Annotated in this window: 11 protein-coding genes; 6 read left to right on the top strand and 5 right to left on the bottom strand. The window is 51.9% G+C overall.

The features are described 5' to 3' along the window. The first annotated feature begins 62 nt into the window (after positions 1-62). The 6 genes from H027_RS0103875 (at position 63) to nifM (ending at position 6,705) form a co-directional block, all read left to right on the top strand. Positions 63-2,153, top strand: a complete 2,091-nt coding sequence (locus H027_RS0103875) for a putative bifunctional diguanylate cyclase/phosphodiesterase (RefSeq protein ID WP_024871218.1) — start codon at positions 63-65, stop codon at positions 2,151-2,153. A 191-nt stretch (positions 2,154-2,344) separates the two neighbouring features. After that, a complete protein-coding gene (locus tag H027_RS0103870; RefSeq protein WP_024871217.1) occupies positions 2,345-3,727 on the top strand; it encodes an amino acid permease in 1,383 nt (460 codons plus the stop codon). Positions 3,728-3,901: 174 nt separating this feature from the next. Then, a complete protein-coding gene (gene nifV, locus H027_RS0103865; RefSeq protein ID WP_024871216.1) occupies positions 3,902-5,065 on the top strand; it encodes a homocitrate synthase in 1,164 nt (387 codons plus the stop codon). 19 nt (positions 5,066-5,084) lie between these two features. Then, positions 5,085-5,411 carry a nitrogenase-stabilizing/protective protein NifW gene (nifW, locus tag H027_RS17430; RefSeq protein ID WP_024871215.1) on the top strand — a complete coding sequence of 109 codons (327 nt, stop codon included), beginning with the start codon at positions 5,085-5,087 and terminating at the stop codon, positions 5,409-5,411. Then, the gene (locus H027_RS0103855) at positions 5,408-5,872 is read left to right on the top strand and encodes a nitrogen fixation protein NifZ (RefSeq protein WP_024871214.1); all 465 of its coding nucleotides are present in this window, start codon (positions 5,408-5,410) and stop codon (positions 5,870-5,872) included. The genes nifW and H027_RS0103855 overlap by 4 nt, the downstream gene beginning before the upstream one ends. After that, positions 5,866-6,705, top strand: a complete 840-nt coding sequence (nifM, locus tag H027_RS0103850; RefSeq protein ID WP_024871213.1) for a nitrogen fixation protein NifM — start codon at positions 5,866-5,868, stop codon at positions 6,703-6,705. The genes H027_RS0103855 and nifM overlap by 7 nt, the downstream gene beginning before the upstream one ends. Positions 6,706-6,740: 35 nt before the next feature. On the opposite strand, the gene H027_RS17425 is transcribed toward nifM, so the two are convergent. From H027_RS17425 to H027_RS0103825, 5 genes are all read right to left on the bottom strand, one after another. Next, positions 6,741-7,925 (bottom strand): metallophosphoesterase, encoded by a 1,185-nt coding sequence (locus H027_RS17425; RefSeq protein ID WP_024871212.1) that lies wholly within the window; start codon positions 7,923-7,925, stop codon positions 6,741-6,743. Beyond that, the gene (gene yjeH / locus H027_RS0103840; RefSeq protein WP_024871211.1) at positions 7,922-9,157 is read right to left on the bottom strand and encodes an L-methionine/branched-chain amino acid transporter; all 1,236 of its coding nucleotides are present in this window, start codon (positions 9,155-9,157) and stop codon (positions 7,922-7,924) included. The genes H027_RS17425 and yjeH overlap by 4 nt, the downstream gene beginning before the upstream one ends. 179 nt (positions 9,158-9,336) lie before the next feature. Beyond that, positions 9,337-10,833 carry a Re/Si-specific NAD(P)(+) transhydrogenase subunit beta gene (gene pntB, locus H027_RS0103835; protein ID WP_024871210.1) on the bottom strand — a complete coding sequence of 499 codons (1,497 nt, stop codon included), beginning with the start codon at positions 10,831-10,833 and terminating at the stop codon, positions 9,337-9,339. Positions 10,834-10,846: 13 nt separating this feature from the next. Then, a complete protein-coding gene (locus tag H027_RS0103830) occupies positions 10,847-12,379 on the bottom strand; it encodes a Re/Si-specific NAD(P)(+) transhydrogenase subunit alpha (protein ID WP_024871209.1) in 1,533 nt (510 codons plus the stop codon). Positions 12,380-12,891: 512 nt separating this feature from the next. After that, entirely contained in the window at positions 12,892-13,428 is a 537-nt protein-coding gene (locus tag H027_RS0103825; RefSeq protein ID WP_024871208.1) for a flavodoxin, read from the bottom strand. Positions 13,429-13,503 lie beyond the last annotated feature (75 nt).

Here is a 13,503-nt window from a genome sequence, read left to right as displayed (position 1 = left end):
TACGGGTTCTTACATCCTCGGTCATCGCGACCATCCCCACCAGAATGAGAGAGTTCGCCTGTATGCCGTATGAAGTGAGCCTGGGGCTAGATTTGCTGACGCAAAGTGACACAGTTTTGAATTCGTTGCTGGAAGCGATGCCTGATGTGCTGTTCGTCTTTGATGAAGATGGCCGCTATATCAGCATCCTGTCATCAGATCAAAATCTCGCCAGAATGAACACAGCTCATTTTATCGGTAACCGGATCCACGATATCTGGCCACAGGAAATGGCAGATCGCTTTTATCACATCGTCCAAGAAACACTGCGCACCAACCAATCTCAGTCGATGGAATATGAACGTGAGACCACACAAGGGCTGCGCTGGTTTGAGGGGCGAACCCAACCGTTGTCGCAATTGGTGTCAGGGCGTCGGGCTGTTGTATTTCTGGCGCGTGACGTCACAGAAAGAAAACAGGCTGACCTGGCCCGATTGAAAATCGAATCGCAGTTAAATTCCGTTTATGAACTGGGTTTTGTCGGGTTTGCGTTCAGCCTGAGTGGTAAACAATGGTATCGGGTAAACCGCTATTTGTCTGATTTACTGGGATACTCTGAAAGTGAGCTACTGCAACTCACCTGGGTTGAACTCACACATCCTGATGATCTGGCTGATAATTTGCTGGCCTACCAAAAAATGCAATCCGGCGAAACAGAGGGCTATACGCTGGAAAAGCGCTATATCGATAAGAACGGCAAGAGTATCCCGGTGCGGGTGATTGTGCGCTGCACCCGTAACGCAGAGGGCGAGATCGAGTATGTGACCACCATGGTGGAAGACATTACCGAGCGTAAGCAGCACGAGGCGGAAATTCAGCATCTGGCTTTTTACGATTCGCTGACCGGGTTACCGAATCGTCGTCATTTCGGAGATCGGTTAATTCAGGCATTAACAACAAGCGCCACTCACGAACATTATGGTGCTCTCTTTTTTATCGATCTCGATAATTTCAAGACGCTGAATGATACCTTGGGTCATGAAAAGGGTGACAGCTTACTCACGCTGGTGGCCCAACGTTTGTCAGGCTGCATTCGGAACACGGATCTGATTGCTCGCCAAGGCGGAGATGAATTTGTCGTGCTGCTGGAGGAATTGGGGCATTGTGCCAGTTCTGCCGTTACGACGAGTCGTCAGGTGGGGGAGAAATTTCTTCGCGTTCTCAGCCAGCCCTATTTTATTGATGGCATAGAACACAGCACCACCGCCAGTATTGGTATTACGTTATTCAATGGTCATCAGGAAAACAGTGATGAATTACTGAAGCGTGCTGATATTGCGATGTATCAGGCAAAAGCATCGGGTCGAAACATGCTCTGCTTCTTTGACCAGGAGATGCAGAAGCGAATATCACACCGGGCGACGCTGGCTTCCGATTTGTTGATTGGTTTGCGGGAAAATCAATTCCGTCTCTATTATCAATGGCAGGTCGATCATTCCGGGAAAGCGATCGGCACCGAAGCACTGTTACGCTGGATACATCCGAAACGGGGTTTGATTTCACCAGCCGAATTCATTCCGGTAGCGGAAGACAGCGGAACGATTCTGGCGCTGGGGCATTGGGCCTTAAAAACCGCGTGTCAGCAACTGGCGGTCTGGGCTGACAAACCCGGTTATCAGCATCTGACCATCGCGGTAAACGTCAGTGCCAGGCAATGTTACCAGAGTGATTTTGTTACAAACGTCCTTCAGGTCTTGGCTGAAACGGGTGCCAACCCTTGTTTGCTGAAACTGGAACTGACAGAAAGCATGCTGCTGCAGGACGTGGAAGGCATCATTGCAAAAATGACGGAATTGAAACGGGCCGGGGTGGGTTTTTCGCTGGACGATTTCGGCACAGGCTATTCGTCACTCTCATATTTAAAACGTTTGCCGCTGGATCAACTCAAGATTGATCAATCGTTCGTCCGCGATCTGTTAACCGATCCCAATGACAATGCGATTGCCCGCACCATAGTGGCCTTGGCAGAAAGCATGGGCTTATCGGTGATCGCGGAAGGGGTCGAAACGCAGGAGCAGCGTGATTGTCTGGCCGGACATGGTTGTTACAGCTATCAGGGTTATCTGTTTGGTAAACCGGTGCCGGCGGAGGAACTCAAATTACCTCACTTGTAGATGACTTAGCTTAACATTCCATTTTTCTGCATAAAAACTCCATGTTAACTCTAATTTTGAGTAATGAATGCACACTACATACTGTCTTGGTGTGGTGGTTCAGGTTATTCTATCGCCGGTTTTTGTAATGACAGGAACATTATTCAATTCGCTGGCCTTCTGGCCAGTATTTATTCGTGACAGAGGTTTTCATGGAAGTTCAAACTGAGGGTGAACTGAAACGTGGCTTGAAAAACCGCCATATTCAGTTGATCGCGTTAGGTGGTGCGATTGGCACAGGGCTTTTTCTAGGCATCGCGCAAACCATCAAAATTGCAGGTCCGGCTGTATTGCTGGGATATGCCTTAGGTGGCTTGATTGCTTTTCTCATCATGCGCCAGTTAGGTGAAATGGTTGCCGAAGAGCCGGTATCCGGTTCATTCAGTCATTTTGCTTATAAATATTGGGGCGATTTTGCGGGTTTTCTCTCAGGCTGGAACTACTGGGTACTGTATGTGCTGGTGGGAATGGCGGAACTTTCAGCGGTCGGCATTTATGTCCAATATTGGCTGCCGCATGTACCAACGTGGGTTTCTGCGCTGGTTTTCTTTGTTGTGATCAATGCCATTAACCTGACCAACGTGAAAATGTTTGGTGAGATGGAATTCTGGTTTGCGCTCATCAAGGTGGTTGCGATTGTCGGTATGATCCTGTTTGGTGGCTGGCTGCTGCTGAGCGGTCAGGGTGGCGAACAGGCGAAGATCAGCAACCTGTGGGCGCTGGGCGGTTTCATGCCGAATGGCTGGCATGGTGTGATCATGTCGCTGGCGATCATCATGTTCTCGTTTGGTGGTCTGGAGCTGGTGGGGATCACGGCGGCGGAAGCGGATAATCCACGCAAGAGCATTCCACAGGCCGTTAATCAGGTGATCTACCGTATTCTGATTTTTTATATTGGCGCGCTGGCTATTCTGCTGTCGCTGTTCCCCTGGAGCCAACTGGCCGAAGGTGGCAGCCCATTCGTGATGATTTTCTCCGCGTTGGGTGAAAGTTCAACCGCCAACATTCTGAACGTCGTGGTCTTAACGGCGGCGTTGTCGGTGTATAACAGTGGTGTCTATTGCAATAGCCGCATGCTGCATGGTCTGGCGCAACAAGGCAATGCTCCCCGTATTTTGGGTAAAGTAGACAAACGTGGGGTGCCGGTTCCGGCGATCATGCTGTCGGCACTGGTGACGTTCCTGTGTGTGGTGATCAACTATTTGCTGCCTGGTAAGGCCTTCCCGCTGCTGATGTCACTGGTGGTGGCTGCGCTGGTCATCAACTGGGGCATGATCAGTCTGGCGCATCTGAAATTCCGCGCCGCGAAAGTCCGTGAAGGTGTGACACCTGTCTTCAAGGCCTTCTGGAGCCCGATGACCAACTACCTGTGTCTGGCTTTTATGGGCTTGCTGCTGGTGTTGCTGTATATCAGCGGTGAAACCATTGCAGTAGAGCTGGTGCCGGTCTGGCTGGTGCTGAACTGGATAGGTTATCGTTACAAATGCCGTACCTTAGGCGATAGCTCAGGTGATAGCGTAGTTATTAATCAGTAATAGATCCGAGTAGTTATGCAGGGATGTCAGGTGACATCCCTTTTTTGTCGTATCTGCAACAAACACGTCAGTATGTTTCAATATTGACGCGCCATTCATTTAAATATTCTTTAAAAATCAACGCATTATTTCGGGAATGGGAATTGCTGAATCCTGTTATGCAGGAGGTGCATTATGGCCCGAAGAACCACATTTCAGAAACCATCGCTGATTATCAATGATACGACGTTGCGTGATGGCGAACAGTCTGCGGGGGTGGCGTTTACTCAGGAAGAGAAAATCGCGATTGCCCGTCAACTGTGGGAGATCGGTGTCCCTGAGCTGGAAGTGGGTATTCCGGCCATGGGGTTGGATGAATGCCGGCGTATCGGTGCATTACGTCAGGCATTACCGGATGCCACACTCATGGTCTGGTGCCGGATGCATGCCACGGATATCCGACAGGCGGCCGCATTGGGGATGAATTGGGTGGATATTTCCATTCCCATTTCTGAACAAATGATGGAACACAAGCTGGCGCGGAGTCGGGATCAGGTGCTGCAGGAACTGGCCGATCATGTTTCGCTGGCCAGATCGCTGGGGCTGAATGTCTGTATCGGCTGTGAAGACGCTTCCCGGGCCTCACTGGCCGATCTGCGGGTCGTGGCTGATCTGGCGCTGCGTACCGGTGCCGAACGTCTGCGTTATGCCGATACCGTCGGCATCCTCGATCCCTTTACGACCCATGATCGTATCCGGGCACTGCGTCAATACTGGCCCCTGCAACTAGAAATTCATGCCCATGATGATCTCGGTCTCGCCACTGCCAATACGCTGGCGGCGTATCGGGCCGGTGCCACGCATGCAAATACCACCGTGATTGGCTTGGGCGAACGCGCTGGTAATGCCCCGTTGGAAGAGGTGGTGATGGCATTGAAGCAATGCTTTGGTCTGGAGTTGCCGATCCAGAGCCGTCGTCTGCCAACCTTGTGTGATTATGTCGCCAAGGCTTCGGGACGGGGCATTGCGAAACAAAAATCGCTGGTCGGCGAATATGTGTTTACCCATGAATCGGGTGTGCATGTCGACGGTCTGCTCAAAGATAAAAACAACTATCAGGGCGTGGATCCCGCCAGTTTAGGTCGTGAACATACACTGGTGCTGGGAAAACACTCCGGGCGCAACGCGGTGCGTTCGGTGTTTGCCACACTGGGCTATCAATTGGCCAATGAACAAATCGATCTGGTTTTGGAGCAAATCCGTTATTTCGCAGAGCGTTCCAAACGTAACCCTACCGAATCAGAATTACGCTGGGTCTATCAGCGTTTGTTTAAATCCCCTCAACGTGTTGCCTTGTAATGCAGGCCAAGGAGTCAATATGGATTGGTTTACCTCACTGGATGGTGTTGACGAGTTAGAGACTGCCGAAGCCTTTCTGGATTATTTCGGTATTCCCTATGAAGCGGCCCAGGTTCGCAGTAAACGGCTGCACATCATGCATCATTTCAATCAGAAGATTAAAACAGCCAAGGCGGATCGTTGCCTGAATGAACAGGATCGTTTCCTGCTGGCGAAAACCTTGCTGGCCGATAGCTATCAGGCATTTCATCATCAGGATGTCAAAGAGCATTCCACCTTGGGCGTGTACAGTCGGTTAACACCGAGTTTTGTTGCCCTGACGCAGTTACAGGAGGTATGCCTGTGAAACCTGAATATGAATATGGTGAAGTGGTGCGTGTCGTCCGTAATATTCGGGATGATGGCACATTCCCCGGCAAACAACGCGGTGACCTGATCGTGCGCAAGGGCAGTACCGGCTATGTGCGGGATGTGGGTGTGTTTTTGCAAGATCAATTGATCTATCAGGTGCATTTTATTGACGAAGATCTGATCGTCGGCTGTCGCAGTCAGGAGCTGATTTCTGCAGATGAACCCTGGGTCGAGAGCGAATTTGAATTCGGTGACTGGATCCGGGCGGCAAATCATTTAGCTATCAAGGGCGAAATCATTGCCGAAGCCGGAACGGAAGGTCAGGTGATGTCGGTGCGTCGTGATTTAGACCCCATCCTCTATGAAGTGTTGTTCCGTGACCGGATGTTGCTGGTTCCGGCTTCCGCCATCTGCTGGCCGCCGGAGGCGGAACGAACGGAGGAGGCGATATGCTGAACTGGCAAGCCTATCCTAAATTAAAACTGGCAACGCAGCACTTCGGTAAAGTGCCGGCTGACTTGTCGGCGGAAGAAGCAACACGGTTAGAAACCATGCTGACGCATCAGCTAGCCATGGAAGAACGGATCCTGGAGTATGCCGCACAGGCCGAGATGACGGTGACGGCGGCTGATCTGAACGTTGCTTTGGACGAGGTAAAGAAAGCCTATCCGGATGAAGAGGCCTGGAAAGCCTCAATGGCGACGGTGAAGCTGGATTTACCCAGCCTGAAAGAGGCATTACGCCGTGAATTGCTGGTGTCTCAGGTGATGGATAAGGTGGTCGAGAATATCAAACCGCTGACGGAAGAGGCCGCGAAAGCCTGGTATCTGGACCATCCGCGCCAGTTTTTGCAGCCCGAACGTCGGATGGCACGACACATTCTGATTACGATTGATGAAGAGAATCCCGACAATTATGAAGAGACCGCATATGCACGTTTGCAGACACTGCGTGGGCAACTGATCCAGACGCCGGGAAAATTTGCCGAGCTGGCGATGCGGTATTCGGAATGTCCGACGGCAGTCAATGAAGGCAAGATTGGTCTGGTCAAGCAGGGCCAGCTTTATCCGGAACTGGATGCTGCGTTGTTTCAGTTACCGGAACGGGGGTTTAGCAAGATCCTGCGTAGCCCGATGGGATTTCATCTGTTGTGGTGTGAAAAAATTCATGCGGCAGCACCCATGCCATTAGACGAAGCGATACCGAAAATCATTGCCGCGCAACTGGATCATGCGAAGAAAAAGCTTCAGAAACAGTGGCTGAATTGGTTAATGCAACAGGAGGCCTAGGCCTCCTATACCTTTCGTACCTGAAGTTGCCGCAATCACTTTGTGTCTATTCTGGGGTGCAGCGTAAAGGTCGTGATCTCGGTTGGAACACCCAGTCGATAGGGCCAGACATGACCCATGCCGGTAGAGACATATAACTGGCTAGGAGCACGTTGATACCAGCCTTTCAGGTAGTGGAACCAGAGTTTACCCACGGTATAACCAAGCGGCAGCACTTGCCCGCCGTGTGTGTGTCCGGCCAGACTGAGACTGGCGTGATTCGCGGCAGCCAGATCAAAAAAATCCGGATGATGTGTCAGACAGAGGATCCATTCCTGCTGATTTACGGCACGGAACGCCTTGGCAGCGGAACGTTGCATGTAATCCAGCTCGGCGGTTTCTGCCATTTTGCGCCGGCTGTTCGCCGGTAGCGGGTAATCAACCCCCACTATCTGAAATTCAGTCTCGTGATAACGTAGCGGCAAGCTTTCATCGACCAGCAGACGGATGTGCTGTTGTAACTCGGCGCTTTGGTATTTTTTCAAGATCACATCGAGGCCATGATATTTTTCATGATTGCCCAGAATCGCGATCACCCCCAAAGGGGCATTGCTTTGTGCCAGCGCGGAGAAGGCGCTCGGTAACTGTCGCTCGTCATCCAGTAAATCTCCGGTCATCACCAGCAGATCCGGTTTTTCAGCATTGAGCCGCTTAACGGCGGTTTTCAGATCGTCACTACTGACAAAATCGCCGATATGGCTGTCGGTGATCTGCGCGATCTTCATGCCATTCAGCGCGGGTGGCAGTTGATCGAGATAAACATCATATTGACGCAGCAACGGAGGCGACATGGCCTCATAAACCCCGAATGCGGACAGCATGCAGGCGGTCGAGATCAACAACGGATTAGGCTGCCGCCAGAACAGATGATGAGACCTGCGCCGTAGCAAACGCAACAGCATGCTGAGCACCAGAAAACCGACGCCTAAGGCGGCATAAGCCATGTTGGCGTTCAGCCACAGAGCAATGATCCAGCGCGGCAACGTTGAAACCACCAGCCAGTTGGTGGTTGAAAATTGAGAGGCATACCAGCTTCCCATAATCAGCAGATTCAGAAGCCAATAAAGCTGAAGCGCCCGTTTGTGCAGCCGCATATGCGGGATCAGGGTCAACAATAGCCCGGACAGACCGCAATACATCATGCCGCGGTAAACGAACCAGAGAGTGGTACTGATCGTCATAAGTTGTGAACTTGCCTTTTATGCAGCATACAGGCTGCCAATACCGCCAGTGCATATAGGGTGTGCAAGGCCAGCGATGCTGCAACCAGAAGACAAACGCCGGTGGCAATGATGGCCAGCCAGCGTCCACGTCCGGTGAGCAATTTTAGGCCGGATAATGATGCGGCCAGATAGATCAGCACAAACACCCCGTTGGAATAACCGATCAGACCATCCAGCGGTAAATGGACGCACAGACGCATGACGAGGGTGATCGCGATCAGCCCGCAGGTAAAGTACAGACCCATAGCCGGCGCTCCGAAACGGTTGAGTTTTCCCGCCCAACCGTGGATCTGTCCTCGTTCCGCCATGCTGTAAAACAGACGGGAGAAGCTGGTAATGTAGGTATTCACACCAATATAACAGGTCATCAGGCCAAACAAGCCAACCAGCAGATGACCCGCGTGGCCGGTCAGGGAGCTCATCAGTTGTATCACCGATGTCAGGTTTTGCGCCTCATTGCCATAAAAGCCGGAAGAGAGCAGAACGGTGCTCAGGCAAAGATAGAGGATCAGGGCGATCACCACACCCAGCATCACGACGCGGGGAAAATCCCGTTCCGGATGGTGAAACTCGCCGCTCAGATGCGCAATGGCCTCGACACCGACAAAACACCAGAAAATCAATGCGGTTGCCTGTGCCAGTGTCGGTAGAGAAAACGGGGTCGGCGGCAGTGAAACCGGATGAGCATACAGATAAAGGCCGATCACCAGCAGCAGGGTCGTGCAGATACCGAAACTGATAAAACTCTGGATCCAGGTGGCGGTTTTTCGGTTAAGCAAATTCAGCAAGAGCATGCTGCCCAGCAGCATCAGTTGCCAGAATCCTTGCTGGCTTTGCGGCAAGCCAAATGTCTGGCAGAGGTAACCGGTCGCGGTAATGATCACCACTGGCGGCCCGATCAGGATCACTGAGAGAAAAAGCCAGCTGATCGCATCGGCGGCTCGTTCCCCAAAAGCTTGTTCGACATAAAATGCAGTGCCACCAGCATCAGGATAGCGCTTGCCCAGTGACGCAAAGGTAAACACGATGGGCAGGATCAATATTCCCATCAGCGCCCAGGCCAGCAGTGACCACCGCCCGGCCAGACTCGCTGTCATTGCCGGAACAATAAATACGCCGGAACCCAATAGAGTAGATACCAGCAAACCCGTGCCTTGCCATAGGCCAATATGTTGCTTCAGATGAGACATCAGGAAGAAAACCATAAACAAAATGGGATTCGATTATGCACTTAACTGTGGGGGAGCGCAAAACGAGAGGGTCGTTACTTTGTGCAGAAAAAGGAGCCGCAGTTGATATTCGGAATATCGCATACATAGTAACAAGGGAGACCGAAGCCTCCCTTTGTCATTTTTAGGCAACGCAGAAATTACAGCGCCTTCAGGATCGCTTCCACCGTGGCTTTCGCATCGCCGAAGCACATGTGTGAGTTTTCTTTGAAGAACAGCGGGTTCTGCACACCAGCGTAACCGGTATTCATTGAACGTTTGAACACCACCACATTCTGCGCTTTCCAGACTTCCAGCACCGGCATGCCGGCAATCGGGCTGCCCGGATCTTCCATCGCCGCCGGGTTCACGGTGTCATTCGCACCAATAACCAGCACGGTGTCGGTTTGTGGGAAGTCTTCGTTGATTTCGTCCATTTCCAGCACGATGTCGTAAGGCACTTTCGCTTCCGCCAACAGCACGTTCATGTGGCCTGGCAGACGACCTGCCACTGGGTGAATACCGAAGCGAACTTCGATCCCCTTCTCGCGCAGTTTCTGCGTGATTTCTGCCACCGGATATTGCGCTTGGGCCACCGCCATGCCATAGCCCGGGGTGATGATCACGGAGCTGGAGTTCTTCAGCAGATCCGCCACATCTTCCGGTGACATTTCACGGTATTCGCCCACTTCTTCAGAAGATGAAGAGGAAGAAGAGCCGTCGGTACCGAAACCACCGGCGATAACGGAGATGAACGAACGGTTCATCGCCTTACACATGATGTAAGACAGGATGGCACCTGAAGAGCCGACCAGTGCACCGGTCACAATCAGCAGGTCGTTAGAGAGCATGAAGCCCGCCGCAGCGGCTGCCCAGCCAGAGTAGGAGTTCAGCATGGAAACTACCACCGGCATATCTGCACCACCGATAGAGGCCACCAGATGCCAGCCAAACGCCAGCGCAATCAGCGTCATCAGAAGGATGGCGAAGGTAGAACCATTCACATGGATGAAGAACAGCATCAGCGCGAAAGAAACCATGGCCGCCAGCAGATTCAGCTTGTGCTTGTGCGGAATGTTCAGCGGTTTGGAGCTGATGATGCCACGCAGTTTACCGAACGCCACGATAGAACCCGTGAAGGTCACCGCACCGATGAACACCCCTAAGAAGATTTCAGTCAGGTGGATGTTCAGCATGGCGCCGCTCAGATGGCTCGGGCCATTAGTGGTTTGCTGTGCCAGCTGATTGATGGCAGCCTGAGCGGCGGCCATGATTTCTGCCGGTGAACCGTTCAGTGGCAGCACCAGTTGTTGTGCCGCATTGGCAGGCAACAGTTCGATGAAGCTGTTATAGCCCACCAGAACCGCCGCCAAGCCCACGAAGCTGTGCAGAATAGCAACCAGCTCTGGCATCTGGGTCATCTCGACCTTCAGTGCCAGACGAGCACCAATCGTTCCCCCGATAACCATCGCTACCAGAATAAAAATCACACCATGTACGCTTGGGCTGGCGATGGTTGCAATCAGCGCAATCGCCATCCCAGTCATACCAAACAGGTTACCGTATTTGGCGGTCTCCTGTTTTGACAACCCGGCGAGACTGGCAATAAACAGAACTGCCGCCACAATGTAGGATGCAGTAACTAAACCTTGAGACATGTCAGAGCTCCCCTTAACCTTTACGGAACATCTTCAGCATACGCTGGGTGACGGTGAAACCACCGACGATGTTGATAGTGGCAATCAGTACGGCAAAGAACGCCAGCCCTTTGACCAGACCGGAATCACTGCCAATCTGCAACAGCGCCCCTACCACGATGATGCCGGAAATCGCATTGGTTACGGACATCAGTGGCGTATGCAGTGAGTGCGTCACATTCCACACCACGTAGTAACCGACCACACAGGCCAGCACAAACACGGTAAAGTGTGACAGGAACTCCGGCGGCGCCGCATGACCCGCCATACCAAACAGCACCAAACCCAGCGCACCCAGCCAGTATTTCAGCTTGGACGGTTTCTTCTCTTCGGCTTTCTTCGCCGCCGGTTTCGCGGCTTCCTGTTTCGGCGCCGCAGAGACACTGATCGCCGGTGGCGGGAAGGTCACTTCACCTTGATGCACCACAGTCATGTTGCGCAGGACGACATCGTCAAAGTCGAGGTTGATATTGCCGTCTTTCTCTTTGCACAACAGTTTCGACAGGTTCACCAGGTTAGTCGCATACAGTTGCGAAGATTGGGTTGGCAGACGACCCGGCAGGTCGGTGTAACCAATCACTTTCACCCCGGAGGCGGTCACGGACAGTTCGCCCGGTACGGTATATTCGCAGTTACCACCGGTCGCAGCAGCCAAGTCTACAATCACCGAGCCGGCTTTCATCGAATCGACCATCTCTTTGGTGATGAGTTTCGGTGCGGGTTTGCCCGGAATGAGGGCCGTGGTAATGATGATATCCACGTCTTTGGCCTGCTCGGCAAATAACGCCATTTCCGCTTTGATGAATTCATCGGACATGACTTTGGCGTAACCGTCAGAAGAAGAACCGTCTTCGCCACCGAAGTCGAGTTTCAGGAACTCGCCACCCATGGACTCGATTTGTTCAGCCACTTCCAGACGGGTATCAAACGCACGCACAATCGCGCCCAGCGAACCGGCGGCACCAATCGCGGCGAGACCAGCCACCCCGGCACCGATAACCAGTACTTTCGCCGGCGGCACTTTACCCGCGGCTGTGATTTGACCGGTGAAGAAGCGACCAAAGGCGTGAGCCGCTTCCACGACAGCGCGGTAACCACCGATGTTGGCCATGGAGGAGAGCGCATCCAGTGACTGAGCACGGGAAATACGTGGCACCATATCCATGGCCAGCACATTGATTTTTTTGGTGGACAGTTTGGCCACTAGCTCAGGATTTTGCGCCGGCCACAGGAAGCTGACCAGGGTCGCCCCTTCTTTGATCAAAGCGATTTCGGCATCAGACGGCGCATTGACCTTGTAAATGATATCGGATTGCCAAATGTCGGCCGCTTTTGCCATTGTGGCGCCCGCGGCCAGATAAACGGCATCATCAAAGCTGGCCAGAGCGCCAGCGCCAGACTCGACAACCACGTCGAAGCCGAGTTTTTTTAGTTGCTCAACGGTGTTCGGGGTTGCGGCAACCCGTGTCTCACCGGCAAGGCTTTCTCTCGGTATTCCAATTAACATGCATGAGTCCTCGTACCAAACAGGAATAGTTATGCTGTACAAAACAGCCTCAAAGCGAGGTCGATATGCAGTGCAATAAGTATTCTAGTTATGATGTCTGTGCGTAAATAATTACCCAGATGAGAATTAACAATAATAAAAACATTTATTTAGCTTGTAATGCATTGTAAATACACATTTTTTAAAATCTAAAACATGCGATTCCATGTGCGTTGAAAATGACAATTTGCAGGAAAAGTGTGCTGTTCAGCACAAAATCGATCAAGGCAGTACATGCGGGATAATGCGGTAGCCAGATGGGTTCGCACAAAGACTTTATTGGAATAACAAATCAGACCATCTAGAAATAAGTGAACAAGCAGACGACGAGGGTGAGTGCATTAATCTGCCATTGCTAAAATACAGGCCAATAGGAAGGTGTTTTATACTGAAACTGAAAAAGGAGCCGCAGATGCAGGATTCTGCGGCTCAAACTTGACGAGCCCCTTTGTTAGCGGGATGGAACAGTAGTATCAGAGCGCGAATTCAGATTTCAGTGCAGCAACCCAGGTTTTGACCCGTTCTGCGGTCATGCTGGATTGGTTGTCTTGATCGATGACCAGACCGACAAAGTCATCACCATCGAGCGCATTCGAGCTGTTAAATTCATAACCTTCATTAGGCCAGAAACCCACCACAGACGCGCCGGCTTCAGAAACGATGTCATATAACTCACCGAGTGCATCCACAAAGGCATCACCGTAGCTGGCTTGATCGCCCAGACCAAACAAGGCGACTTTTTTGCCGCTCAGGTCAGCCGCTTCCAACTCTGGCACAAATTCAGCCCAGCTTTCAGCCTGACAGTCAGCATCCAGACCCGGTAAGGCACCATCCCCCAGTGTTGGGGTGCCGAGAATCAGGTAATCATAGGCCAACAGATCATCGATGCCAGCCTTGTTAATATTCACGGGTGCTGCCACTTCATCACTGGCAAATGCGTCTTGGATCAGTTTTGCTACCTTGCGGGTTTTACCTGTGTCGCTACCGAAGAAAATGCCGACTTTAGCCATGGTGTCTCTCCTTGAATACGGTGTTTTTCTAACTAGTGCAGGAATAATGCCGTCTGTTTTGTTTTTTAATGCATT

It is taken from the genome of Tolumonas lignilytica (assembly GCF_000527035.1).
GTDB lineage: Bacteria > Pseudomonadota > Gammaproteobacteria > Enterobacterales > Aeromonadaceae > Tolumonas > Tolumonas lignilytica.
Note: the sequence above shows the minus strand (reverse complement) of the source record. Positions and strands in the feature narration are given on the sequence as shown.

Bases quoted from the DNA above. Each gene is read 5' to 3' on its own strand.
- H027_RS0103875 (WP_024871218.1), top strand. From the start codon at position 63: ATGCCGTATGAAGTGAGCCTGGGGCTAGATTTGCTGACGCAAAGTGAC.
- H027_RS0103870 (WP_024871217.1), top strand. From the start codon at position 2,345: ATGGAAGTTCAAACTGAGGGTGAACTGAAACGTGGCTTGAAAAACCGC.
- nifV (WP_024871216.1), top strand. From the start codon at position 3,902: ATGGCCCGAAGAACCACATTTCAGAAACCATCGCTGATTATCAATGAT.
- nifW (WP_024871215.1), top strand. From the start codon at position 5,085: ATGGATTGGTTTACCTCACTGGATGGTGTTGACGAGTTAGAGACTGCC.
- nifM (WP_024871213.1), top strand. From the start codon at position 5,866: ATGCTGAACTGGCAAGCCTATCCTAAATTAAAACTGGCAACGCAGCAC.
- H027_RS17425 (WP_024871212.1), bottom strand. From the start codon at position 7,925: ATGACGATCAGTACCACTCTCTGGTTCGTTTACCGCGGCATGATGTAT.
- yjeH (WP_024871211.1), bottom strand. From the start codon at position 9,157: ATGTCTCATCTGAAGCAACATATTGGCCTATGGCAAGGCACGGGTTTG.
- pntB (WP_024871210.1), bottom strand. From the start codon at position 10,833: ATGTCTCAAGGTTTAGTTACTGCATCCTACATTGTGGCGGCAGTTCTG.
- H027_RS0103830 (WP_024871209.1), bottom strand. From the start codon at position 12,379: ATGTTAATTGGAATACCGAGAGAAAGCCTTGCCGGTGAGACACGGGTT.
- H027_RS0103825 (WP_024871208.1), bottom strand. From the start codon at position 13,428: ATGGCTAAAGTCGGCATTTTCTTCGGTAGCGACACAGGTAAAACCCGC.